This is a genomic window from Ruegeria sp. AI2, assembly GCF_056541275.1.
Genome location: NZ_JBQFYB010000001.1, coordinates 1,229,416 through 1,254,318 on the forward strand (window position 1 = coordinate 1,229,416; position 24,903 = coordinate 1,254,318).

19 protein-coding genes are annotated in these 24,903 nt (G+C 58.7%); 4 read left to right on the plus strand and 15 right to left on the minus strand.

The features are described 5' to 3' along the window. Window positions 1–97: 97 nt before the first annotated feature. The 6 genes from ACR0LL_RS06190 to ACR0LL_RS06215 form a co-directional block, all read right to left on the minus strand. Window positions 98–802, minus strand: coding sequence for a M50 family metallopeptidase (locus ACR0LL_RS06190; RefSeq protein ID WP_480584785.1), 705 nt, complete (start codon window positions 800–802; stop codon window positions 98–100). 1 nt (window position 803) lies between these two features. Continuing rightward, entirely contained in the window at window positions 804–1,931 is a 1,128-nt protein-coding gene (gene prfB / locus ACR0LL_RS06195) for a peptide chain release factor 2 (RefSeq protein ID WP_480584788.1), read from the minus strand. 94 nt (window positions 1,932–2,025) lie between these two features. Further along, entirely contained in the window at window positions 2,026–2,418 is a 393-nt protein-coding gene (locus ACR0LL_RS06200; RefSeq protein ID WP_480584790.1) for a RidA family protein, read from the minus strand. 15 nt (window positions 2,419–2,433) lie between these two features. Continuing rightward, window positions 2,434–4,923, minus strand: coding sequence for a penicillin-binding protein 1A (locus ACR0LL_RS06205; RefSeq protein ID WP_480584793.1), 2,490 nt, complete (start codon window positions 4,921–4,923; stop codon window positions 2,434–2,436). 94 nt (window positions 4,924–5,017) lie between these two features. Further along, a complete protein-coding gene (locus tag ACR0LL_RS06210) occupies window positions 5,018–6,238 on the minus strand; it encodes an N-acetylmuramoyl-L-alanine amidase (RefSeq protein ID WP_480584795.1) in 1,221 nt (406 codons plus the stop codon). A gap of 66 nt (window positions 6,239–6,304) precedes the next feature. Then, window positions 6,305–7,468, minus strand: coding sequence for a pyridoxal phosphate-dependent aminotransferase (locus ACR0LL_RS06215; protein WP_480584797.1), 1,164 nt, complete (start codon window positions 7,466–7,468; stop codon window positions 6,305–6,307). Here ACR0LL_RS06215 and ACR0LL_RS06220 point away from each other — a divergent pair. Both ACR0LL_RS06220 and ACR0LL_RS06225 read left to right on the plus strand, forming a co-directional pair. Further along, window positions 7,467–8,849, plus strand: coding sequence for a M48 family metalloprotease (locus ACR0LL_RS06220; protein WP_480584799.1), 1,383 nt, complete (start codon window positions 7,467–7,469; stop codon window positions 8,847–8,849). The genes ACR0LL_RS06215 and ACR0LL_RS06220 overlap by 2 nt on opposite strands. Further along, a complete protein-coding gene (locus tag ACR0LL_RS06225) occupies window positions 8,846–9,604 on the plus strand; it encodes a DsbA family protein (protein WP_480584802.1) in 759 nt (252 codons plus the stop codon). The genes ACR0LL_RS06220 and ACR0LL_RS06225 overlap by 4 nt, the downstream gene beginning before the upstream one ends. A 58-nt stretch (window positions 9,605–9,662) precedes the next feature. On the opposite strand, the gene ACR0LL_RS06230 is transcribed toward ACR0LL_RS06225, so the two are convergent. From ACR0LL_RS06230 to hemA, 4 genes are all read right to left on the minus strand, one after another. Continuing rightward, entirely contained in the window at window positions 9,663–10,481 is an 819-nt protein-coding gene (locus ACR0LL_RS06230; protein ID WP_480480460.1) for a DUF2189 domain-containing protein, read from the minus strand. A gap of 166 nt (window positions 10,482–10,647) precedes the next feature. Then, complete coding sequence (ispG, locus tag ACR0LL_RS06235; RefSeq protein ID WP_480584804.1) at window positions 10,648–11,769, minus strand: flavodoxin-dependent (E)-4-hydroxy-3-methylbut-2-enyl-diphosphate synthase; 1,122 nt, start codon at window positions 11,767–11,769, stop codon at window positions 10,648–10,650. Between the two features lie 71 nt (window positions 11,770–11,840). Next, on the minus strand, window positions 11,841–13,046 hold the full coding sequence (locus ACR0LL_RS06240) for a helix-turn-helix domain-containing protein (protein WP_480584807.1): 1,206 nt from the start codon (window positions 13,044–13,046) through the stop codon (window positions 11,841–11,843). Window positions 13,047–13,175: 129 nt separating this feature from the next. Continuing rightward, entirely contained in the window at window positions 13,176–14,399 is a 1,224-nt protein-coding gene (gene hemA, locus ACR0LL_RS06245) for a 5-aminolevulinate synthase (protein WP_480584809.1), read from the minus strand. Between the two features lie 328 nt (window positions 14,400–14,727). Here hemA and ACR0LL_RS06250 point away from each other — a divergent pair, with 328 nt between their 5' ends. Further along, on the plus strand, window positions 14,728–16,113 hold the full coding sequence (locus ACR0LL_RS06250) for a M20/M25/M40 family metallo-hydrolase (protein ID WP_480584812.1): 1,386 nt from the start codon (window positions 14,728–14,730) through the stop codon (window positions 16,111–16,113). A gap of 156 nt (window positions 16,114–16,269) precedes the next feature. Here ACR0LL_RS06250 and lpdA read toward each other — a convergent pair whose 3' ends face one another. Then, on the minus strand, window positions 16,270–17,664 hold the full coding sequence (gene lpdA / locus ACR0LL_RS06255) for a dihydrolipoyl dehydrogenase (RefSeq protein WP_480584815.1): 1,395 nt from the start codon (window positions 17,662–17,664) through the stop codon (window positions 16,270–16,272). Between the two features lie 216 nt (window positions 17,665–17,880). On the opposite strand from lpdA, the gene ACR0LL_RS06260 reads away from it, so the two are divergent. Then, window positions 17,881–18,315: a hypothetical protein gene (locus ACR0LL_RS06260; protein ID WP_480584818.1), complete on the plus strand. Its 435-nt coding sequence runs from the start codon at window positions 17,881–17,883 to the stop codon at window positions 18,313–18,315. Window positions 18,316–18,353: 38 nt separating this feature from the next. On the opposite strand, the gene ACR0LL_RS06265 is transcribed toward ACR0LL_RS06260, so the two are convergent. The 4 genes from ACR0LL_RS06265 to ACR0LL_RS06280 all read right to left on the minus strand — a co-directional run bounded on the left by ACR0LL_RS06265 (window position 18,354) and on the right by ACR0LL_RS06280 (window position 24,900). Continuing rightward, window positions 18,354–18,929 carry a DUF924 family protein gene (locus ACR0LL_RS06265; RefSeq protein ID WP_267364025.1) on the minus strand — a complete coding sequence of 192 codons (576 nt, stop codon included), beginning with the start codon at window positions 18,927–18,929 and terminating at the stop codon, window positions 18,354–18,356. A gap of 109 nt (window positions 18,930–19,038) precedes the next feature. Further along, window positions 19,039–20,316 (minus strand): MFS transporter, encoded by a 1,278-nt coding sequence (locus ACR0LL_RS06270; RefSeq protein WP_480504774.1) that lies wholly within the window; start codon window positions 20,314–20,316, stop codon window positions 19,039–19,041. 108 nt (window positions 20,317–20,424) lie between these two features. After that, window positions 20,425–21,474 carry a tRNA preQ1(34) S-adenosylmethionine ribosyltransferase-isomerase QueA gene (gene queA, locus ACR0LL_RS06275; RefSeq protein WP_480584821.1) on the minus strand — a complete coding sequence of 350 codons (1,050 nt, stop codon included), beginning with the start codon at window positions 21,472–21,474 and terminating at the stop codon, window positions 20,425–20,427. A 42-nt stretch (window positions 21,475–21,516) separates the two neighbouring features. Then, window positions 21,517–24,900 (minus strand): YhdP family protein, encoded by a 3,384-nt coding sequence (locus ACR0LL_RS06280; protein WP_480584823.1) that lies wholly within the window; start codon window positions 24,898–24,900, stop codon window positions 21,517–21,519. Window positions 24,901–24,903 lie beyond the last annotated feature (3 nt).

Below are 24,903 nucleotides of genomic sequence, written 5' to 3' on the forward strand. Positions count from 1 at the left end.
GCCAGTCTGTTGTTGGTCTTCAACAGCCTAGCGAGCGGTTCACCTCATTTAAACCCACTGTTTAGATGTATCTTTTCTTGTCTCACAAACAACAGCATCACAACGCTCTGCGGTGCAATGGCAGGTTGCTGTCCCGGCCCAACCAATACCGTAGACAAAGGGCAATGGCGCCACCACTCAACACCAGCCAGACCCCACCCCACAGCATCGCGGTGCCGCCGAATTCCTCGGCCAACAGGAACGCGTCCGAGCGTGCGCCGGATCGTCGGATGGTGTCATCAAAGATATCAAACGGCACGTAGATCATGCTGGTCAGCCCGACAACGCGCAGCACCAGATCACTGACCTCGTGGCTCATGAACCACGCTGTCGCAATCATTGCCGCCCCGACGCCTGCGCAAAACAGCAAGGCGAAAGCATCGCGTATGTACAGCAGTGCGATCAGACACATGATCGCGCCGAAAACAGCCAAAACAGCCCGGTCAGCATTTGTCCTCAAGGCGATGATCAAAAGCGCCATACCAAACACAAGCGAGCCGAGATAGCCGGCGGACAGGCTGAGAAACCTGCTGCCGCCCCGGCCGATCACCATCCCTCCTTGCTGGGGTGAGATCGTGAAACTCTCGACCGAGCCGCCAGTCAGTAGGATTGTCACGGCATGAGACAGCTCATGCAGAAAGACGACCAGAATTTTCAGCGGAACGACAACCGGCGTGTTCCAGAGCGCAAAGACCAGACCGGTGATCAGGATTAGCTGCCAGTGCCCTTTCAGCAGGTCCGGAAAGGAACGCTGGCGTGTCACCTTAGCTGTCGCCCTGCGCCTCGGATCGGCTTTTGCCTGACACGTTCAGGGCCAAGGTTGCCGCCATGAATCCGTCCAGGTCCCCGTCCAGAACCCCTTTGGTATCCGAGGTTTCGTGATTGGTTCGCAGGTCCTTGACCATCTGATAGGGCTGCAACACGTAAGACCGGATTTGGTTGCCCCAGCCCGCATCGCCCTTAGCCTCGTGCGCCGCGTTGATATCCGCGTTGCGGCGATCCAGTTCTTGCTGGTACAGGCGCGATTTCAGGGCTTTCATGGCAATATCACGGTTCTGGTGCTGCGACTTTTCCGAGCTGGTCACAACAATCCCGGTCGGGATGTGTGTGATCCGAACGGCCGAGTCGGTGGTGTTCACGTGCTGGCCGCCAGCCCCCGAAGAGCGGTAGGTGTCGATGCGGATATCGGCCGGGTTCACCTCGATCTCGATATTGTCGTCGACCACCGGATAGACCCAGACCGAGCTGAAAGACGTATGGCGTTTTGCTGCCGAGTCATAGGGCGAGATCCGCACCAGCCGGTGCACGCCGCTTTCCGATTTCAGCCAGCCATAGGCGTTGTGACCGGAAATCTTGTAGGCTGCGGATTTGATCCCTGCTTCTTCGCCCGGTGTCTCGGATTGCAGCTCGACCGTGTAACCCTTTTTCTCGGCCCAGCGCACATACATGCGCGCCAGCATCGACGCCCAGTCGCAGCTTTCGGTTCCCCCCGCGCCCGAGTTGATTTCGAGGAAGGTATCATTGCTGTCGGCCTCACCGTCCAGCAGCGCCTCAAGCTCTTTTTTGGCGGCTCTGGCTTTCAGCGTCTTGATCGCCGCTTCGGCATCCTGAACGACTTCTTGGTCTTCCTCCATCTCGCCCAACTCGATCAGTTCGATATTGTCGTTGAGGTCGGTCTTGATGGATTCGTACGTTTCGATTGCATCGACCAGCAACTGCCGCTCGCGCATCAGTTTCTGCGCATTTTCAGGGTTATCCCAAAGGTTGGGGTCTTCGACGCGCGCGTTGAACTCCTCAAGGCGATGCGGCGCGGTTTCATAGTCCATACGCTGCGCCAGCAGCTCCAGCGACTTTTTGATATCCGCCACGATGTTCTGGGTTTCGGCGCGCATGGTCTTGTCCCAACTTGCTCAATCAGGCCTGCGTGATAGCAAGAGGTGCGAGACACCACAAGACAGGCTGGATGCTGAAACAGCTATCGTGCTTTCAATCAGAAAGATGCGCAATCGCCCGAATTTCCACCAGCGCCCCTTCCCGTCGCAATCCCGCAACTTCAACTGCGGTCCAGGCCGGGTAAGGCGCGGTCAGAACCTCAAGGCGCACGCGATCGAACAGGTCGAAATGATCTCGCATTTCAACGTGGTAGGTCGTCATCTCGACCACTGCATCCAATCCAAGACTGGCTTCCTTCAAGACCTCTGCAATCTTTGCAAAGGCGTTTCGGAATTGTTCTTCCGGATCGCTTGGCATGGAGCCGTCCGCCGCGCTTCCGGTCATGCCGGTGAGAAAAACATGCTGGCCCGAGAGGACGCCCGGAGAAATGCGCAACTGTTCGGGTGCCCCCAGCAAAGAGTGCGGAATCAGCGGAGTTTTAGCCAATTGGAACGCGCCTTGTCAGTAAAGCCCACCGGTGCTCAGGTCCCCTTGGGAAGCTTTCGGTCCAACGGTCACGGTCTCGCCCGTTGACGTCTGAACCTGAACCCCCGCGCGCTGGACTTCTTCAAACAATGGCAGGTCCGATCCGATGGCAAAACCACCATCATAGACACGGTCGATGAAACCATCGACACCGTCACGGAAGAATTCGGCCACGACATAGTCACCGGTGGCATCATCGGGCAGACGGGCCCCGCTGAAGCGGTCGATCTTGATGAAATGGCCGCCTTCGGGCACTTCGAACGGACCGCCGCCGTATTTCTCGACCGCTTTTTCCATGAAGCTCTGGAAGACCGGGCCGCACAGCGTGCCGCCATAGGCCCCACGTCCCATCGCACGCGGTCGATCATAACCGATGTAGCAACCGGCCACGATATTCGACGTAAAGCCGATGAACCACGCATCCTTCGAGTCGTTGGTGGTTCCGGTTTTGCCCGCTGTTGGCACGGGCAGATTCACAACGCTGGATGCCGTCCCGCGGTCGACCACACCTTTCATCATCGATGTCAGCTGATAGGCGGTGATCGCATCCATGACCTGTGCGCGATCCGTGACAAGCGTCGGCGATTCATCTGGTTCCAGCCAGGTCGAGTTACAGTCCAGACATTGGCGGTCATCGTGGCGATAGATGGTTTTCCCGAACCGGTCCTGAATGCGGTCGACCAGAGTGGGTTCCACACGCTGGCCGCCGTTTGCAAACATCGCATAGGCCGCGACCATCTTGTAAAGCGTGGTTTCCTCGGCCCCCAGCGAGTTGGCCAGAAACGCGCCCATCCGGTCATAGACACCGAACCGTTCCGCATAGCCGGCAACGACGGGCATTGTAACTTCCTGCGCCAGACGGATGGTCATCAGGTTCCGCGACTGTTCGATCCCTGTACGCAAAGGGGTTGGACCGTAGAACTTGTTGGAGGAGTTCTTGGGGCGCCACAGACCCTGCGGCGTGTTCACTTCGATGGGTGCATCGACAACGATGGTAGCGGGGCTGTATCCGCTGTCCAGCGCGGCAGCATAGACAAAGGGCTTGAAGGACGATCCCGGTTGACGCTGTGCCTGTGTGGCCCGGTTGAACACTGTATCCTGATACGAGAACCCGCCCTGCATCGCCAGAACACGACCTGAGTTCACATCCATCGCGACAAAGCCGCCTTGTACCTCGGGCACCTGGCGCGCCGACCACTGCCCATCTTCACCCGCAACGACAAAAATGACGTCACCGCGCTTGAAGTTGGCCGCAAAATCACCCTGCATCCACTTGATGTCCGCGCGCGGGATAGTCCCATCGGCAGGACCTTCTTCGACACCAACGGTCAGTTGCTGGTCGGTCACGCCCAGAACCACGGCGGGATACCAACGGGTTGGCAGAATAACGTCGCGCGGAATTTCCATGGCCGCCAGCGCCTCGCGCCATTGCGCCTCATCCGCCAGTTTTTCTTCCGGGATCACGTCACCTGTTCCGCGCCATTTGCCACGGGAGCGGTCGTATTTCTCAAGCGCCTCGCGCAGGGCCCGTGCGGCCTCAACCTGCATTTCCTCATCCACCGATGCACGCACGGTGAAGCCGCCGGTAAAGAACTCGCCCTCACCAAAATCTTCGCTCAGCTGGCGACGGATTTCATCGGTGAAATAGTCGCGGGGCGGCAGGGCCGTACGGAAGCTTTCAAAATCTCCGTTCTGGACCGAGCGCAGAGGCAACTCGACCTCGGCCTCATAAGTCGCCTGATCGATGTAACCGTTCTGCTGCATCTCGCGTAACACGTAATTGCGGCGGGCCAGAAGGCGCTCTTTTTGCCAAACGGGGTGGTAATCTGACGGCGCTTTGGGCATGGCAGCCAGCATGGCGGCCTCATGTGGGGCCAATTCCTGCAGGGTTTTATTGAAATAGGTCTGTGCGGCAGCAGTCACACCGTACGAGTTCTGGCCCAGAAAGATCTCGTTCATATAAAGTTCGAGGATCTGTTCCTTGTCCAATGTATCCTCAAGCCGGGTCGCAAGTATGATTTCCTTGATCTTACGCTCGGCCCGGCGGTCACCGGACAGCAGAAAGTTCTTCATGACCTGCTGCGTGATGGTCGATGCACCGCGAACGGTTTCGCCCTTGGTCCGCACCGCCTCGACACCGGCGGCAATGATGCCGCGCGGGTCATAGCCCTGATGGTTGTAGAAATTCTTGTCTTCCGCCGAAATAAACGCCTGCTTCACCAGATCCGGGATTTCCTCGGACGGGGTGAACAGGCGGCGTTCCTGCGCGAATTCATCAATCAGCTTGCCTTCACCCGAATAGATCCGGCTGATTGTGGGTGGTTTGTACTGTGCCAGCGACTCGTGGCTGGGCAGGTCGCGCCCATACATCCAGAACACCGCGCCGATCACCAGCGCGGCCATGAAAATACCCAATGTCACGAGGCTGAAAATCGCCCCGAAAATCGAAAGAATGAACCGGATCACGTTACTGCCTTTTTCTCGCGGTGCCGCCTATATAGTGATGCGCCGCCCAAGGGTCAAAACACCGAGCGTATTCTAGCCGTTTTGCGCCGCAAGGTCACTGGCCAATAAGGGATTTGCGGATCACATCCTGCTGGCGCCAATCTTCAAGCCCCCGATGAATTCCCAGCGCCATTCTCGCCCGCCAATCAGGATCATTGAGGTTCTTCAGGTCTCTGGGGCTGGACAGAAACCCAAGCTCGACCAGAACCGACGGGATGTCCGCCGCCTTGAGTACTGAAAATGACGCGGTACGCAAGGGTTTGCCGTTCATCGGCCCACCTTGTTGTGCCAGACCGTTTGCAATGGCCTTGGCCAGCGCGCTTGTGCGTGGCATCGTTTCCTGACGGGCCATGTCCAGCAGAACATCCGTGATCTGACCATCCGCCCCGTTCAGATCGATACCGGAAATCAAATCCCCGCGGTCGTGCCGTTCCGCCAGCTTCGCACTGGCCACATCCGAGGCATCGTTGGACAAGGTATAAACCACCGCACCATGCGCCCGCCCTTCGGACAGGGAATCGGCGTGCAGCGAAATGAACAGGTCCGCACCGGCCCGGTGCGCCAGCGCAATTCGGCGCTCCAGCGAGACGAACTGATCGTCGACCCGTGTCAAAACCACCTCGTACCCGCCTGATCTTAGAAGGATTTCGCGCAGCTCACGTGCGAAAGTCAGCATCAGGGTTTTTTCATCAATCGCGTCAGTCTCGGCCCCCGGATCAATGCCTCCGTGGCCCGGATCCAGCATGACACGCAAGGGTCGGTCGGCGCTGCGCACCGCGGCTTGCGGCACATCCGCCGGTTCCGGCAAGTCCCAGCCCGGGTTTCGCGGCGCACCTGCCGAGGCGTTGAAGGCATCGAAATCCGTCCCCTTGAGGTCGAGCGACAACAATGCAGCCCCCGAATCCTCTGCCACCGACATTTCTGCTTTCGTCACTGCCATCGGTGCCCCCAGTTCCAGCACCAGACGTGACCAACCCGGAACATATGCGCCGAACTGCACGCCGCTGATGCGATCGGATTGCAGGAAATCTTCGCGGGTCAGCCCGACCCAATCCACTTCGTTGAAGTCCAGAACCATACGGTAGGGATCCTGCAAGGTGAAAATCCTGTAGGGAACGCCCTGACTGAGGGCGATGTCCACCCGAACACCGGTACGCCCGACATCCGTAATACGGCTCTGGTCAGGCTGGACACGCGCCAACGCGCTAAAATCCTGCGCAATGGCACCACCAGCCAACGCCCAGAACAGCGCAATGCTAAAGAAGATCCTGCTCATGGCCTCAAGTTTTCCCGAGATCGTTTGCCGGGCACCCTATACCACAAGGGGCGGCTTGTGAACGGCTCAGGCCTTTTCCCTGACAGCGCCGCGCTGCGTCATAAAAAGGCGCAAACGCTCAAGCCCTTCCTGAATGTCATCCGTCGCGCGCGCATAGGAAAATCGCAATGTGGTATGGCCGCGCTGCGGGTCAAAATCCAACCCAGGTGTCACGGCCACACCGGCCTGCTCCAGAATCTCGGCAGCAAATGCGCGGCTGTCATCGGTCAGATCAGACACATCGGCATAGACATAAAACGCCCCATCGGGCGGCGCGATGTTCGAAAACCCGGCTTTGGGCAGCCCGTCCAGCATCAGCGCGCGATTGCGGCGGTACACGTCCAGATTGGCTTGCAATTCGTCGTCGCAATCCATGGCAGCCAGCGCTGCGACCTGACTGGCATGGGGGGCGCAGATGAACATGTTCTGAGCGATCCGTTCGACCACGCGCACCTGATCCTCGGGCACCACCATCCAGCCTACGCGCCATCCGGTCATCGAAAAGTATTTCGAGAACGAGTTGATCACATAGCATTCATCTGTCAGTTCCAGCGCCGTCACGGCCTTGGCTTCGTATTCCAGCCCGTGGTAAATCTCGTCACTGATGAACGACGCGCCCTGCCCGTGCGCCGCCTCGATCAGGGCGCCCATGGCGGCCCGGTCCAACATCGTACCGGTCGGATTTGCAGGTGAGGCCACCATCAGCCCCTTCAGATCCATCCCCTGAATATCCGCCGCCACGGGCTGCAACCTGTTTTCCGGCGCGGTCGGCAGGTCGACCGGAACCAGACCCAGTGCCTTCAGGATCTGGCGATAGGACGGATAGCCGGGCGCGCCGATACCGACACGGTCGCCACTGTCGAACAATGCGGTAAAGGTCAGCAGGAATCCGCCGGACGAGCCAGGTGTGATCACCACCCGCTCGGGGTTCAGATCGACATTGTACCAATCGCCATAAAGCCGGGCGATCCGCTGCCTCAGGGCGGGCAGACCCAGAGCAACCGTATATCCCAGCGGGCCTTGCTCCATCGCCGTGGCCAAAGCTTCGGTTGCACCCTTGGGTGCGCCGGTTCCGGGCTGGCCGACTTCCATGTGAATAACATGGCGACCTGCTTCTTCGGCCTTGCGTGCCGCCTCCATCACATCCATCACGATGAAGGGATCGACCCCGGACCGGGTTGAGTTTCTCATGCCCATCTCCCATGTTGCAGTCATGGCTTTTGAGCGCGTATCCCGGTTGGCGTCAATCCCGGCCCTGATGGTTGCCGTTGTCGTCTGGCTGGCGGTAGCGATGCAATCGCACGCGCAAAGCCTGATCCGCGACCCTGATATCGAACATGGCCTGCGTGAACTGGCCTTTCCGGTGTTGCGGGCTGCGGGGCTGAACACGAACCGGGTTCAGATTCTGGTCGTCAACGACAACACGTTCAACGCATTCGTCATCGACTACAACGCGATCTATGTGAACTACGGGCTGATTCTGACCGTCGAAAGCCCCGAGATGTTGCAGGCTGTCATCGCGCACGAGGCCGCCCATATCTCGAATGGTCATCTGGCACGGCGGGCTGAGAACCTGAAAGCCGCGCAGCGCAACGCCAGTCTCGGCACGGCTTTGGCCCTGCTGGCAGCTGCGGCGGGTGGGGGCGAGGCCGCCATCGGGATCGCCGCTGGCACCCAAGGCGCGGCAATTCGCGGTTTTCTGGGTCACACCCGCGCAGAAGAGGCATCCGCTGACCGCAGTGCGGCAAGTTACCTGCGATGGGCCGAAATCTCGCCCAGCGGGATGGTGGAACTGCACCGGAAGTTCGCCGGTCAGGAACTGCTGAGTGTCGCCAATCAGGACCCCTATATGCGATCACACCCGACAAGCCGTGACCGCCTGCGTGCCGCCGAGGCGTTCCTGGATGAGTTTGGCGACCGAGCCGTTCCAAACCCCAATGCGGACTACTGGTTTGCGCGGGTCAAAGGCAAGCTTTCGGCCTTTCTGCGGTCGCCCAGTTGGACCTTGCGGCGCGCTGGCGAAGAATCCTACCGAGACATCCGCCTGATGCGAGAGGCTTCGGCCTATCATCAGAACCGCGATCTGTCCCGCGCCCGTGCCGCAATTGACGCAGCGCTCGCCGAGCGTCCTGACGACCCGTTCTATTACGATCTGAAGGGGCAAATACTGTTGGAAAACAGACGTGTAAGCGAAGCTGTTAAAGCTTATGCTAACGCTGTTGAAATGGCCCCGAACAATGCGTTGATCCTTGCGAGCTACGGGCGTGCCCTGCTGGCACAGGGGGAAACGAAACAGGCATTGAACGCACTGGAACAGGCGCGCGCGCGCGATTTTCGCAATGCCCGCCTGATGCAGGACCTGGGTGTGGCTTATGCGCAGGTCGGAAATAACGGCATGGCTTCGACCGTGACGGCAGAGCGCTATGCGCTGCAAGGTCGGATGGAGGATGCCGGAATTCACGCGAAACGGGCTGTAGGACAGTTGCCCGAAGGCTCTCCGGGTTGGCAAAGGGCACAAGACGTGCTGATTGCCTCAGAACGACTCAAGAAAGATAAAAGGAAACGGAAATGATCCTCAGACATGCTGCACCTGCCCTTCTGGGGCTTTCCATGGCGGCGACCTCGGCACAGGCGCTGGACCTGAACGCGATGAATGATGCCGAAAAGGCAGAGTTTGGCGCTCAGGTACGCGAATACCTGCTGGAAAACCCCGAAGTCATTATCGAGGCAATCAATATACTCGAACAGCGAAACGCAGTGGCCGAAGCGGCCGCCGACAAAGAACTGGTCGCCGCCAATGCGGCCGAACTGTTCAACGATGGCTATAGCTGGGTCGGCGGCAACCCGGATGGCGATATCACGCTGGTCGAATTCATGGACTACCGCTGCGGCTATTGCCGCCGTGCGGTGCCCGAAGTGGCAAACCTGCTGGCCAGCGACGGCAATATCCGGTTTGTGATCAAAGAGCTGCCAATTCTGGGCGACGCATCTGTTTTGTCCTCGCGCTTTGCCGTGGCCACCAAACACGTCGCTGGTGGTGACGCCTATAAACAGGTTCACGATGCCCTGATGGCCTTCAACGGCGAACCGTCCGAAGTTACCCTGCGCCGCATCTCAGACGGGCTGGGCCTGGACAGTGACGCGATCATTGCCGCGATGGACAGCGACAGCGTCACGGATGAGATCAGCCGCACCCGTGCCCTGGCGCAACGGATGCAGATATCGGGCACGCCCTCATTCGTGCTGGGAACCGAGTTGCTGCGCGGCTATCTGCCCGCCGATCAGATGCAGCAAATTGCAGATGGCGTTCGCGCGGAACAGGGTTGATTGGTATTGGGGGCGGCACAGCTGCCCCCAGACAAAAAAGACGAACTGATCGCTGACGTCAGCCGTCTGCCGGTTCCACGGCCCGTTGATAGAGATGCCACGTTGTATGGCCAAGGATCGGCAAGGTGAAGATCAAGCCCATAAACGCCGGAACCATCGACAATAACATTGTGACCGAGATGATCGCTGCCCAGCCGAGCATGACCACAGGGCTTTCCGAGACGACGCGTAAGGACGTCAACATGGCTGAAACGAAATTGGTTTCCCGGTCCAGAAGCATGGGCATGGCGACGACAGTTACCGAAAACAGGACAGCCGACAGAAACGCTCCGACACAGGTGCCGATTGCAAGGAATGTCCACCCCTGCGGAGTGAACAAGATGATGTTCAAGAATCCATCAAAATCCGAAAAGGATGAGTTCTGCAGGATGATCGCAAGCCAAAGCCGGACCTGGTAAACCCAAACCCAGAAAATGAACAGTGTGACAAAGGCCATCCAGCCCATTTCGCGCTTGCGTTGATCGGCCATGACAGTGAGGATTTCATACCAGCCAAAACTCTCTCCCTTCTGTAACCGCCGGGACATCTCATAAAGTCCCGCAGCGGCGAAAGGCGCGACCAGAGGAAATCCGACAATCGCTGGAATGATCATCCAGATCTTGCCAAGCCAGACCAAGCTCCAGACCATCAGGATTCCGAAAGCCGCATAGAAAAGCCCGAAGAAACCGCTCATGAAGGGGCGCGCCAGAAAATCGGAAAACCCAGCTTTCAGCGACGCCTTTATGTCATCCGAAGTAACCCGATTGACCTTGGGCATGGCCTGCTGGTGTGGCGTCAGGTTCTCAGGTGGCGTAGGGCCTGCGGTCTTGGATGTCATGACACACTCCTCCCAAAGCATGGGTCCGCGCTGGTCTGTTGACCGACGGAACCAATCGCGAAACAGGCATCGTTCGGTCACGAAACAAGTTTGCAACAGCTCAGGCATCAGGGCAAGGGATGAGTAAGGTCGCTATGCCTGCCTTACCGACACAGCCAACCCCACACTACTCAGCGGCTTCCGCAGCCGCATCCAGTTCCGTCGCTTTCTTTTCGACCTGTTCCACGATGTGGTCGATCATCTGATCGTTCGACATCTTGTGGCTGGCCTTGCCTGCCAGATAAACCATCCCGGATCCTGCCCCGCCACCGGTAAACCCGACATCGGTCATCAGCGCCTCGCCCGGTCCGTTGACCACGCAGCCGATGATCGACAGGCTCATCGGTGTCTTGATGTGTTCCAGACGGCGTTCCAGCGCCTCGACGGTCTTGATGACGTCAAACCCCTGCCGTGCGCAGGACGGGCATGAGATGATGTTGACGCCCCGGTGGCGCAGACCAAGGGATTTGAGGATTTCAAAGCCAACCTTCACCTCTTCCACCGGATCGGCAGACAGGCTGACGCGGATCGTGTCGCCGATCCCCATCCACAGCAGGTTGCCCAACCCGATGGCAGATTTGATGGTGCCGGACACCAGTCCGCCCGCCTCGGTGATACCCAGATGGATGGGCGCATCAGTGGCTTCGGCTATGCCCTGATATGCGGCGGCGGACAGGAAAACGTCGCTGGCCTTCACACTGATTTTGAACTCATGAAAATCATTGTCCTGAAGGATGCGGATATGTTCCAACCCGCTTTCGACCATCGCTTCGGGGCACGGCTCGCCATATTTCTCAAGCAGGTGCTTTTCCAGACTGCCCGCATTCACGCCGATCCGGATCGAGCAATTGTGGTCGCGCGCGGCCTGAATGACTTCTTTCACCCGGCGTTCATCGCCGATGTTGCCGGGATTGATGCGCAGACAGGCAGCGCCTGCCTCGGCCGCCTCGATACCACGGCGATAGTGAAAATGGATGTCCGCAACGATGGGCACCGGGCTTTCGCGCACGATCTCTTTCAATGCCTTAGCCGACGCCTCATCGGGGACTGAAACGCGCACGATATCCGCGCCAGCCTCGGCTGCGGCCTGAACCTGCGCCACTGTTGCCGCCACATCGGTGGTCAGGGTGTTGGTCATGGTCTGAACGGCGATCGGGGCATCGCCCCCGACAGGGACGTTGCCGACCATGATTTGACGGGATTTACGACGATAAATGTCGCGCCAAGGGCGCACGTGATTAAGGGACATAAGGACGGATCCGCGTCTGCCTGAGTTGCGACAGTAGATAGTCCGGCAAAGGGGTTACCGCAATGGCAAGATCACTCGGCGGGCGCTTCTGTCGCCTCGGTTTGCAGTTCAGCCACCAGCTGCTTGAGCGCGCTGTTCTGATCCGCTTCAAGATCGGCAACGGCATAGACTCCAGAAACTGCGTCTTTCGAAAGGATCACCCCTTTAGCAACCGTGCCGGGTGCCCCTGCCGGGCCATAGTGCTCGCCGTTCATCGAGAAATAAACCGATCCCGACGCCCCTGCCCGCAACAGCGGCGGTTCTTCTGTCAGCGGAACCTCAAAGACACTGCCTTGCTCGACCGTCCCAAGCGTCCCTTCGAAAATGACACTGCCATCTGCCGCCGTTACCCGCATCCAAGAAGGATCGACAGCAACGATTTTCAGCGTGGTATCAACCTGTTCCACGACCTGAGGCAAAGCTGGTCGTTCAACCGTGTGCACTTCGGCAACTTCGAACTGCGGCAGGCTTGGCGGGCGGAAGGTTCCGACATCGCGCGGGTCAAGGGTCGAAATCGGCGCATCGCGGGCAACCAGAACCGGAACATCCAAGGCCTGCGGACGATAGAGACGGTCCAGTGCCTCGGTATTCGCCGCAGCAACCACATCATCGACAACGCCGCCGCGCACGGCATCCAGCGGATCAAGGTCGGACAGCACCACAGGCGCTTGTTCAACCGGGCTGACCTGCACCTGCTGGATCTTGTTCAGAACGGCCCACCCGCCATAGCCGATGCCGCCAATTACCGCCAACAGCACCAGCGACGAGCCGATGGCGCGCGGTTCAATCTGACTGACCAGAGATTCCTTGCCCGGAATGTACGGCGTATTGGGCGAGATGAAGGGATCGCGTCCCATTGGCCCACGCGCCGGAAGCGCACCGGTCGGCTTTCGCACCACCGAAGCCTCGGCCGACATGCCATGCGCGACCGAAAAACCGCTTTCCGCGCAGAAAGTCGAGAATGTTTCATCCGGGTTCATACCCAGATAACGCGCATAAGAACGCACATACCCGGCGATAAAGCCGGGCGTGTCAAAGGCGTCGGGATCCGCGTTTTCGATGGCAGCAATGTAGTTGGCTTTGATCCTCAACTCGCGCTGAACATCCAACAGAGATTTGCCCATGGTTGCGCGTTCGCCGCGCATCTTGTCACCAAGGCGTACCTCGTAGTCATCAAACCCTTTGGGTCTGACATCTACGTCCTCATCAGATTCGCGCTGTGATCTGCGCCCAATCATTCCTGCTGCCCCATTCTGCCTGTCGCGTGTTTCGCGTTAGCGGCGAATCATCCCCAAAACGATTCGTCTGCCAATTTTGTTAGCGTAAGCTTAACACGCGGCAAATACGTTGCACACTTTGGCGTGAGGTTAACCGGCAAGTTCGGCGCGATTTAGCGCACAATGTGACCAAAGTTCGTCCATCGCCTGTACCAGACGGTTCATTTCGTCAGGTCCATGCACCGGAGAAGGGGTAAAGCGCAGACGCTCGGTTCCGCGCGGAACGGTCGGGAAATTGATCGGTTGCACATAAATGCCGTAATCATCCAACAGCATATCGCTGAGCTTCTTGGTATGGACCGGGTTTCCGACGATCACGGGCACGATATGGCTCCCGTGGTCGATCAGCGGCAGTCCCATACCCTTTAACCGCAGCTTGAGGATTTTGGCCTGCGTCTGATGCTGCTCGCGCAGCTCAGGTGCAGTTTTCAGGTAGGCAACAGATGCGGCAGCCCCGGCCGCAACCGCAGGTGGCAGGGACGTGGTAAAGATAAAGCCCGGTGCGTATGACCGCACGGCGTCGCACATCTTGGCGCTGGCAGCGATATAGCCGCCCATCACGCCATAGGCTTTTGCCAGCGTGCCGTTGATGATGTCGATCCGGTGGGCAAGGTTATCGCGCTCGGTCACACCGCCGCCGCGCGGGCCATACATGCCCACCGCATGCACTTCGTCGATATAGGTCAGTGCGCCGAATTCATCTGCCAGATCACAGATTTCTTCGATTGGACCAAAATCGCCATCCATTGAATAAACCGACTCGAATACGACCAGTTTGGGCGCGGCGGGGTCATCCGCCTCAAGCAGTTCGCGCAGATGCGCCACGTCATTGTGCCGGAAGATGCGCTTAGCCCCGCCATTCCGGCGTACGCCTTCGATCATCGAGGCATGGTTCAGCGCGTCAGAATAGATGATCAGGCCCGGGAACAGTTTGGGCAGCGTGCTGAGCGTTGCGTCATTGGCGATATAGGCGCTGGTAAAAAGCAGCGCGGCTTCCTTGCCGTGCAGATCGGCCAGTTCAGCCTCAAGCCTTTTGTGATAAACTGTGGTGCCCGAGATATTGCGTGTACCGCCCGAACCTGCACCGGCTGCATCAACAGCTTCGTGCATTGCATTCAGAACGAACGGGTTTTGCCCCATGCCCAGATAATCGTTGCCGCACCATACGGTGATATTCTGCTGTGACCCGTCCGGACGCGTGCGCACCGCATGGGGGAAATGTCCATTGCGACGTTCGATATCGATAAAGGTCCGGTAACGACCTTCATCATGCAGCCTGGCAATCGCTGAATCGAGCTGAGCAGTATAGTCCAAAGGACCCTCCTTGAACGCCCGTATCCGGTTTTTCACTGGGCGATATTTTCGCCACCTCCCACAGCTTAACCTGTTTCGGTGGCTTTGTGTTCCCTTATTCAGCTGGTTACCGCCGAAAAGGTGAACCCAACTTTGATTTGCATCAAATATAAGTTTGCACCCCATCCGACAAGTAAAGTTACGGCTATCGGACGCGTGGAAACGACGCAGGTCTCTCCCCCCTAATCAAAGCTTACACTGCCGGGCCGCAATTCGTGTCAACAACTCTGGACGGCACCGACAACGCTGCTAGGGTTCGCAGGAACAAAAAAACAGGCAGGAGCCCCCCATGTCGCTAGACGCCGTGCTGAACCGGATTGACGAAGATTTGCAAACCTCGATCGACCGCCTGATGGAACTGCTGCGCATCCCGTCGATCTCGACCGACCCCGCATACAAGGCCGAGGTCAGCCGCGCCGCGGACTGGCTGGTTGCCGATCTGAACAGTATCGGAATTGCGGCCGAGAAACGGGAAACACCGGGCCACCCAATGGTTGTCGGTCACGTGGGTGAGGACGCGACTGCGCCGCATTTCCTGTTTTACGGCCACTACGATGTGCAGCCGGTCGATCCGCTGAACCTGTGGAACCGGGATCCGTTCGATCCCGCCATTGAGGACACCGAAACCGGTCCGGTCATCCGCGGACGCGGAGCATCAGACGACAAGGGTCAGTTGATGACTTTTGTCGAAGCCTGCCGCGCCTGGAAAGCCGTGCACGGATCCTTGCCGTGCCGCATAACTTTCTTTTTCGAGGGCGAAGAAGAATCGGGCTCGCCCTCACTGGTTCCTTTCCTCAAGGAAAATGCCGCCGAACTCAAAGCGGATCTGGCGCTGGTCTGCGATACATCCATGGTATCACGCGGCGTTCCGTCGATTGCGGCGCAGTTGAGGGGCATGCTGAAGGACGAATTTACCATCGTGGGACCGCGCATCGACCTGCATTCCGGCCACTATGGCGGCCCGGGCCTGAACCCGCTGCGCGAACTGTCGAAAATCGTGACCTCTTTTTATGACGACGAAACCGGGCGGGTCGCGGTCGACGGGTTCTACGAAGGTGTGCATGACGTACCCGAAGACCAGTTGCGCCAATGGCAGAATTGCGGCTTCGACGAAGCGGATTATCTGAATTCGGTCGGCTACACCCAACCACATGGCGAAAAGGGGTACTCCACCTTGGAGCAACAATGGGCACGACCAACGCTCGAAGTGAACGGTCTGTGGGGCGGTTATAACGGTGCGGGCTCCAAAACCGTTATTCCGTCCAAGGCCCATTGCAAAATTACCTGCCGCCTTGTTGGTGACATGGACCCGGACGCGCTGCGCGTCAAAATCCGCAAACATGTCGAGGATCGGCTCTCCCCTGACGCCAAAGTGGTCTGGGACAACGACATGGAAGGCTCTCCCGCTTCGGTCATGAATATCACCCGCTCCGAATTCGAAGCCGCGCGCGGTGCGCTGTCGGATGAATGGGACCGCGAGGCAGTGTTCACCGGCATGGGGGGATCAATCCCTGTTGTCGGCTATTTCAACACCGTTCTGGGGCTCGACTCGATGCTGGTTGGATATGCAAACGAAGATGATGCCATTCACTCACCGAACGAGAAATATGACGTGAAAAGCTTCCACAAGGGCATCCGGTCATGGGCGCGCATTCTGGATGCTTTGAACACATAGGTTTTTTGCGAGGCTCTGCCTCGCGCTCCGGGATATTTGCAGCCAGATGAATAAAGGATCCCTGCTTCATCTGGCCCAAAATATCCCGGGGGAGGCGCGCGGCACGCGCGGGGCGGGGGCAGAGCCCCCCACCCGGCCGGGGCAAATACGCCGATCTTACATATGGATCACGCGACCATAGGCATCCAGCACGCTTTCGTGCATCATCTCTGATAGTGTCGGGTGCGGGAAGACGGTGTTCATCAGGTCTTCTTCCGTTGTCTCCAACTGGCGACCAACCACGTATCCCTGAATCAGTTCGGTGACTTCGGCACCGATCATGTGGGCGCCCAGCAACTCGCCTGTTTTTGCATCGAATACGGTTTTGATCAGCCCGTCCGGTTCACCCAAAGCGATGGCCTTGCCATTGCCGATAAAGGGGAAGCGGCCGACTTTGATGTCGTAACCCAGTTCTTTGGCTTTTGCTTCGGTATATCCAACCGAGGCAACCTGAGGCTGGCAATAGGTGCACCCTGCGATGCTTTCGGGTTTGACCGGATGCGCATGTTGACCAGCGATGAGGTCCGCGACCATAACACCCTCGTGGCTTGCTTTGTGCGCAAGCCAGGGCGCGCCCGCGATGTCACCGATCGCATAAAGGCCCTCAACCCCGGTGCGGCAATACTCGTCCGTGACTACATGTGTCCGGTCGATCTTGACGCCCAGAGCTTCCAGACCGAGGTTTTCGACATTGCCAACGATCCCGACGGCCGAGATCACTGTGTCGAACTCGTGTTTTTCAAACTTGCCTTTAACCTCGATATGCGCGGTCACTTTCCCCTTGCCACGATCCAACTGCTTGACCATGGCCTTTTCCATGATGGTCATGCCCTGTTTGGTGAACGCCTTTTTGGCCAATGCGCTGATCTCGGCATCTTCTACCGGCAACACCCGGTCCATCACCTCGACAACCGTGGTGTCTGCGCCCAGCGTATTGTAGAAGCTGGCGAATTCGATGCCGATCGCACCAGACCCGATGACGAGCAGTTTTTTCGGCATCCGCGGCGGTTGCAGCGCGTGCTTGTAGGTCCAGACCAGATCGCCATCAGCTTCAAGGCCCGGCAGTTCCCGTGCCCGTGCCCCGGTTGCGAGAATGATGTTCTTGGCCGTCAGTTCCTCGGTGCCTTTGTCGGTCTTGACGCTGACCCTGCCCTTTGCGGGGATCGTGGCCTGACCCATCACAACGGCAACCTTGTTCTTCTTCAGCAGATGGCCGATGCCACCTGACAGCTGCGCAGCTACGCCACGGGATCGTTTGACCACCGCGTCCAGGTCATATCCGATCTTTTCGGCTTTCAGACCGAAATCCTTGGCGCGCTCCATCAGATGGAACACTTCGGACGACCGCAACAGCGCCTTGGTGGGAATACAGCCCCAGTTCAGGCAGATCCCCCCCAAATGCTCGCGCTCGACAACCGCGGTTTTCAAGCCCAGCTGGGCTGCGCGGATTGCAGCGACATAGCCGCCGGGGCCAGCCCCGATTACGATCAGATCATAGGATTGTGCAGCCATGTGTTCCTCTCGGCGCAGGAGTTGAAAATTTTAGTTTACCATTAAACTATTATTCGGAACGCATCAATATACCCATCCCGCGACAAATAGGACGCAGGGTAAGCGATGCCTGAACTTGCGGATTTCAGCCTATACCCCGGGCCATGCAATGGCTAGAAAAGAAACGCCGACACCGGTCGGACCTATTCTTCTCTCAACCCATTCAAGGGGCTGACCATGGCCAAAACTCTGAAAGATCTGCTGCTTGCCCTGCTCAACGCCACATTGATACTTGTTGCGCTGTGCCTGTTTCTGGGCTGGAAACTGGCGTCGAAAGCCGAAAGCATCACTGCTGAAGTCTCGCATACGGTTCAGGCCGTGGCCCCCCTCCGGGATGAGGCGAAGGGCATTCGGGACGAGCTTGCGGCGTTGCGGACTGATTTGGCGGCACTTTCACAACAAGACACGTTGGCAAGCAGCCAAGCCGCGCAAAACCTCCAGGCAACGCTGGGCCGCCTGAATGCAGCAGAACAGAAGCTGCAAACGGTTCAGGAGCGGATTTCGGAACTTGCTGACACGCCAGAAGTGCTGATTGCGCAGGCGATCCAAACCGGTGCCGATATCGCAGCGGAACGCGTTCTGGCATTAAGGGGATGCACGCCTAAGTCATAAAGCGCAGCCGCGGCCAAAGCGCGGTTGCAGTTTAGCGCTTAGCCCGTTGCCTGTAGTTCGCGCACGGTTGTCCCGTACCCGCCCATATCGACATAAGCAGTTTCGTGCGGGGTCGAGCTGCGGGACAACGCTGCGTTCCGATACGGGAAACGACCAAACTTGCGGATCACCTCGCGATGCGCTCTGGCGTGCAGCAGGTTGCTTGCGTCGCTGCTCATGTTTTGGCAGATCAGACGCACACAGCGTTCCTGATCACACAGGTTTTCCGAGTGCATCATGGGCAGGTAAAAGAACTGTCTGGCCGGTTCGTCGATCTTCTTGTCCCAGCCTTTGTCGACTGCGCATTTTGCTGCCGCCAATGCCGCACGATCAGTCGAGAAGGCACGCGCCTCCCCTCGGAACATGTTACGTGGGAACTGATCTGTCAGGATGATATAAGCAAGCGCCCCGCTGGGGTAAGTCAACCAGAGCGAAAACCGGCCCGCTGCCGCCGCTTCCCAAGTTGGCTGAAACCGCGCCCGAATGTCTGCATCCAGCGCCTCATCCTCAAGATACCAACCCTTAGGGCCAACTTCATCTAACCAAAAACTCAATACTTCTTCAGGCGTTACCATTGCCTTAAACTCCGTCAATTGCCCGCGCCCCAGACGTAACGTCATTTAAGTCCCTTTTACAGAACTGTTACAGTAACATATTGCAACACAAACGACATAATTCCGTGTCTCAAGCGGTTTCGCGCGAACCCTCTTCGAACTCGGCTTCTGCCGCCTCTATCGCAACTTCCTGTGCAACCTCGAATGCAACGGGCGATGCGGTTGGATAAAGCGTCGACATGGTGCTGGTTTCATCAACAGGAATGGCTGCACGCTGGGTCATCCGGTAGACCGAATAGGCGGCCAACGCGACAAGCAACACGGCGATGATCAGGAAAAAGCCCGGAGGGCCAAACACCGCGTCACCCATCAGCCAACCTGTGATAACAGGTCCGGTAATTGCCCCAAGGCCGTTGATAAAGATCAGGCCGCCTGATGCCGCGGCCATGTCTTCGTATTCCAGAAAATCGTTGGTGTGCGCAATCAGCAATGAATACAAAGGGTTGGTCATTCCGCCGATCACAAAAGCAGACGCCAGAAGGATTTCGAAAGAAAAGCCATAAAGCATACCACTGACGGCGCCAACAGCCCCGGTTGCCGCAACCAACAGGATCAGAAAACGCCTGTCCATCCGGTCGGAAAACCAGCCCAGCGGGTATTGCAGGACAATTGCCCCAACATAGAACGCCGCCACAAATGCCGAGATTTCAACCAAGGACAATCCGGCCTGAGCCCCATAAACCGCCGACATCCCGAACTGCGCCGAAAACACGCCCCCCAGCAGGAACATGCCGACACACCCCAGCGGAGAGCTTTTCATCAACTCCCGCAACGTCATCGGCTTGGTGGTATCGAACGCCGGAGTTGGTGAGATCGACAGCAAAATCGGTGCGAAAGAAACCGAAACAAGGATCGAGGCGATCACGAATGTTTCGTACCCGGCCGGGTCGCCCAACAGGAAAAGGCCCTGCGCGCCGATGATACCCAACATCTGAACGATCATGTAAAGCGACAGGGCCTGCCCGCGGTTTTCATTATTGGCTGCGTTGTTAAGCCAGCTTTCCGCAGTGACGTAAACACCCGAGAAACAGAACCCGATCACCACGCGCCCCAGAACCCAGGCAATCGGGTCTGCCAGCATCGGATACATGATCATCACGGCCGAAATGAAAGACGCCAGTGCCGCAAAGACCCGCACATGGCCAACACGCCGGATCATCTCGGGCGCAAGCCGTGAACCGCCCAGAAAACCAACGAAATAAGCTGACATTACAAAAGACATCTCAAGGGTCGAAAATCCCTCAAGCTGTCCGCGAACACCCAGGATCGTGCCCTGAAGGCCGTTTCCGACCATCAGCAACCCCATGCCGAGCAACAATGCCCATGCGCTGGACAGAACCTGAATCATTTGGGCCTCCGATAGGTGCCAACCTTGTTTGAGTTTTGTTCTGCGATCAAAGACAGCTTCCATCGCGCTTGTCTACGACATTCCCTGTCGGTGATGCCGTATGCGCGCCTATCCGGGGATCAAAAGCGACGCATCGCCATAAGAAAAGAACCGGTATTTCTGCGCGATGGCATGGGCGTAAACCTCGCGCATCCGGTCCTGACCCATCAACGCTGAAACCAGCATCAGCAGCGTGGATTTTGGCAGATGAAAGTTTGTCATCAGCGCATCGGTCACATGAAACCGGAAACCGGGATAGATGAAGATATCGGTTTCACCTTCCCACGGTTCGATCGTGCCCGAACGCGCAGCACTTTCGATCAGGCGCAGGGCGGTGGTGCCCACCGGGATGACACGCCCGCCCGCAGCTTTTGTGGCCTGTATCTCGGCAACAGCCTCGGCGCTGACCTGCCCCCATTCGGCGTGCATCTTGTGGGTTGTCACATCCTCGACCTTAACCGGCAGGAAGGTTCCCGCGCCAACATGCAGGGTCACATGTGTGACGGCGACGCCCCGGTCCGACAAAGCCTGCATCAGGGCATCGTCAAAATGCAACGAGGCGGTCGGCGCTGCCACCGCACCGGACCTGCGGGCCCAGATGGTCTGATAATCCGTCTTGTCCTGCTCATCCGCCGGACGTTTGGCGGCGATATAGGGCGGCAACGGCATCGCACCAGCCTGATCCAGCGCCTTGTCGAAATCCTGACCGCTGAGATTGAAGCGCAAAAAGGCCTGCCCGTCTTTCACCCGATCCAGCGTCGCGCTCAGATCGGCGGAAAATACAATCTCTTCCCCCGGCTTCACTTTCTTCAGCGGCTTGATGAGCGCAGACCAGGTGCCATCGGCCTGCGGATCCAGCAGAGTGGCCTCGACCCCGGCGGAAACCGGGCCTTGCGCGCTGTCCCTGTGGCGCCGCCCGTTCAGGCGCGCCGGGATAACGCGCGTGTCGTTCAACACCAGCCGGTCACCCGGACGCAGGAAATCGGGCAGATCGAACACGTGGCTGTCCACTGTACCACCCCCCTGCGCCACAAGCAGGCGCGCAGAGGATCGCGGGCAGGCAGGCCGCGTGGCAATCAGGTCGTCGGGCAGGTCGAAATCAAAATCGCTGAGCTTCATGACCGCGCCTTACAACCCCAAAAAAGATTCTGCCATATCTCCTCAGCGATCACTGGGAGGAGAGCCAAAAGTCGGTTTCGGCTCGTCAGGTTCCACCGGCGCAGCATTGGGGCCATCCGAGACCGTTGGCGCAGGCTGACGCAAGAGATCACGCAGAAACAGGGGCGCCAGACCGGACAGAGGGTTCACCGCGACTTTGGGCGAAGATATCGGCCCGGTCAGCGTGTAATTGAACCCAATGACGCCTTCACCCTTGCGGGTAAACACGCTGCCAACGGCATTGAGAAGGTAAATCGGTGAAATCGCCCCCCGCAGGTTCAGCAGGCTGTTCACGGTGTCGATTGTGCCATCAAACGAAAGCCCCATCGACGGGCCAACAGCGCTGCCACTCAGCACTTTGATGTCGGTGGGCGATATCCTCATGCGGCTGTCAATAGCCGAAAAGAAGATCCCCTGCCCGGCCATCTCGTCCAGCAGACCAACAAGGCTGATCGCGTTCAGAATCGCGGCCATGGCCGGGGCGTCGGTGATCCGGGTATTAACGATCTTCAGGATCACGTCGTAACTGCCGGGCGCAGCCACCGGTTCAAGCTTGAGGTCCAGATCACCGCCGCGCGCCTGCGTCAGAACCCCGGCTGATCGCAAAACGGCCCCCGCGTCTTTCGACGTCAGGTCAACGGCGCTTCGATTTCCCCGCGGGGTCACTTGACCGGCAACAGCCGCTCCGCCGTTCACCCGCGCTGTGAAAGTGCCATTTACGCCACCGGTCGTCTGGAACGCACCCCGGAAACCTGTCAGCGCAACTGTTTCGGTGACCTGAAGACGGTCCAATGTCACGTCCAGTTTTGGTCCGGCACCTCCGCCTCCGCCCGATCCGCCGCTTTCCCCGAAGTTTGCACGCCCCATGTTCAGCACACCGCCTAAGACGCGGATATCCGGGACAGCAGCCCCCCGCCCGATCAGTTCCGCCGGAACCGCCAGCCAGTCCCCCAGATCGAACGAGCTGAACTGGACACGGTCATATTCACCGTTTTCGTGAAAGGAAATGGATGCGGTTGTGCGCAGTCCCGCTGCGTTGATCCGCAGGTCGTCCACCTTCAACTGCGCCCCCAACGTCGCGTCGGCAGTCAGCGATCCTGTGGTGTTCGCCGCCTTGCGCCAGCCGAGTTCAGGGATGGCAAGCGCCACGCCCTGAAGGTCCGAAACAACAGACAGTTTCGGGGGTGTCCCAGCGCCCAGGCCCAGTGTAATTTCGGCAACCCCTTTGCCCGTCAGCATCCCCGGCGGCAGGCCGGCCCTGATCTCATCCATCAGACGTGGGGACAGTTCGATCTGGCCGGTCAAGGTGCTGCGCTGTTCGGTTTCGCCGTCAATAGGCTGCTGCCAAAGTGCTTCTAGCGGCACATCGCCGAACTGCCCCAGTCCCTGAATCTGAACACCCGACTGATTGCCGGAAATATTCAGCATCGGGGCACTTACAGAAAATCCCGGTACCAGACGGTCACTGGACAGATTGGCCAGCGTTCCGTTGAAGTGAAATTCGGTATCCTGAAACTTCAGCTCTTTTATCAACGGCAGAGACAGCGTTCCGGTCAACGCAACCGTGCCTGTGGCAACGTCAACGGGCAACCCGGCCTTGCTCAGCAATTCCAGCGGTGGTCGGTCCAGCAGCGACAACGCAGAGGTCACGCTGCCCTTTGCCTGAATACGCGCGATGCCGGGTGCGGATTTCTTGATATCCGTGTCAGGTATGATGAAGGACGTCCCCGCGGCATCCACACTCCCCCCGTCATCGGCGACCACCACCCCCTGCTGCGCGGTGACCGTAAACCGGCTGTCGATCAGACTGGCCTGACCTTGTGCATCTTCGATTGGCGGCAGGGTCTTTGCAAAGCGAACCTTGGCTTGCTCGAACCCGAAATCAAGATACAGGTCCGGTTTGGAACCGGGCTCCAGACGCAGGGCGAAATCCATGTCCGACAAAACCCCCTGATAGAGGTTTTCCGTCACCCATTCCCGTGGCTTCGGCGCCAGACGCTCGGGCCAGTAACTCAGAACATTGTCCGAGCTCATCTGATCCAGATGGGCATCCAGCGCCACAGCCCAGCCATCGGGACGACCGTGCAAAACCCCGAAGGCGCGCACGGTATGACCCGGATCCTCGATGGTCATCTGGCCAAGGCGCAACTGGAACGGGTTGAACGCCATCTTGAAATCCACGCTGGCACGCGACAGCTGAATCGGCTCCGGGAACAGATTTGCCGGGTTCACATTGATCCCGGACAAGCGCAACTGCGTCTCCAGACTGTCCAGCACACCGTCTTCAGCCCCTTGCAGAAACGCCTTTCCATCGGCCTGAACTGTGCCCCAGGCCGACACCACCGATACCTCATTGAAGTCCAGCATCTGGGCTTTCGGGTCATAGGTGAAATACGTGCGGGCAGATTCGAAAGGAACCGGGCGCGTTTCCGGGTTGGGCTGCACCGCCCCGGCCCCCAGATTGAGGGTTGCGAACACGGTTCCTGTGGCCCCGTTCTCATCGACACTGCCCCGCAAAGCCCCTGAAATCGGTGCGCGCAGAACCTGCAACCAGGCAAGGGCCGGGCTTTGGCCTGCGATATCCTCGGCCGGAAGATCGGTGACCGAGATGCCAAAGCTGGCGGCAGGCGTGCCCAGTACGCTGGTATAGTTGGCTTCGATACTGCTGACATAGTCACGCCCGGCCAGAACCGAAAACCCGGTCGCAAGCCGCACTTCGTTGTCACTGCGGTTCGCCTGAATATGCCCACCGTCCAGAACCCACGACCGCCCCTGCCGCAGGTCGCGGTAATCCAGCGTAATCGCATCTAGTTCGACCGAGGTCAGCGCCGACAGGAGCGGAGACTGAAACACCTCGTCCGATCCCTCGATCAGCTGTGCAAGGTCCGGCGCTTCCTGCACCGGCGCGCTGCCCGATCCCACGGTCAGGGTCAGAGCCCCGTCCTGATCGCGGGTCATGGCGATCTGCGCGCCACTCAGAATGATGCGCTTGGGCCGGACCTGACCACGCAGCAAGGGGCGCATGGCCAGGCTGGCGCGCATATCGGATACCTGCGCAATCTGCTGGCCTGCGGCGTCACTGATGGCAACATCGGTCAGCCGCAGACGGGGGCGCCAGCCTTCGTGGATGATGAAACTGACGTCTCCAAACCGGATTTGCAGCCCGCCCAGCGCCCGTTCCAGCCGGGCTTCGACCCTGTCGCGCAGCCAGACCGGCGCGTGCATCCTCTGCCCCACGACCATGAAGCCGGTGAACATCGCCAGAAGCACCAGCACGATGGCCCCACGCATGGCCCACAGACCAGCGGTGCGGCGGCGCGACCGACGGCGCACAGGCTTGCCCGGCTTTGCTTCGTCGTCTTCGTGCTGCTTCAATTTGCTATCCACGCC

Bases quoted from the DNA above. Each gene is read 5' to 3' on its own strand.
- ACR0LL_RS06240 (WP_480584807.1), bottom strand. From the start codon at position 13,046: ATGATTGGGCGCAGATCACAGCGCGAATCTGATGAGGACGTAGATGTC.
- ACR0LL_RS06225 (WP_480584802.1), top strand. From the start codon at position 8,846: ATGATCCTCAGACATGCTGCACCTGCCCTTCTGGGGCTTTCCATGGCG.
- ACR0LL_RS06220 (WP_480584799.1), top strand. From the start codon at position 7,467: ATGCCCATCTCCCATGTTGCAGTCATGGCTTTTGAGCGCGTATCCCGG.
- ACR0LL_RS06265 (WP_267364025.1), bottom strand. From the start codon at position 18,929: ATGGTAACGCCTGAAGAAGTATTGAGTTTTTGGTTAGATGAAGTTGGC.
- ACR0LL_RS06230 (WP_480480460.1), bottom strand. From the start codon at position 10,481: ATGACATCCAAGACCGCAGGCCCTACGCCACCTGAGAACCTGACGCCA.
- ispG (WP_480584804.1), bottom strand. From the start codon at position 11,769: ATGTCCCTTAATCACGTGCGCCCTTGGCGCGACATTTATCGTCGTAAA.
- ACR0LL_RS06260 (WP_480584818.1), top strand. From the start codon at position 17,881: ATGGCCAAAACTCTGAAAGATCTGCTGCTTGCCCTGCTCAACGCCACA.
- lpdA (WP_480584815.1), bottom strand. From the start codon at position 17,664: ATGGCTGCACAATCCTATGATCTGATCGTAATCGGGGCTGGCCCCGGC.
- ACR0LL_RS06250 (WP_480584812.1), top strand. From the start codon at position 14,728: ATGTCGCTAGACGCCGTGCTGAACCGGATTGACGAAGATTTGCAAACC.
- queA (WP_480584821.1), bottom strand. From the start codon at position 21,474: ATGAAGCTCAGCGATTTTGATTTCGACCTGCCCGACGACCTGATTGCC.
- ACR0LL_RS06210 (WP_480584795.1), bottom strand. From the start codon at position 6,238: ATGAGCAGGATCTTCTTTAGCATTGCGCTGTTCTGGGCGTTGGCTGGT.
- prfB (WP_480584788.1), bottom strand. From the start codon at position 1,931: ATGCGCGCCGAAACCCAGAACATCGTGGCGGATATCAAAAAGTCGCTG.
- ACR0LL_RS06270 (WP_480504774.1), bottom strand. From the start codon at position 20,316: ATGATTCAGGTTCTGTCCAGCGCATGGGCATTGTTGCTCGGCATGGGG.
- ACR0LL_RS06215 (WP_480584797.1), bottom strand. From the start codon at position 7,468: ATGAGAAACTCAACCCGGTCCGGGGTCGATCCCTTCATCGTGATGGAT.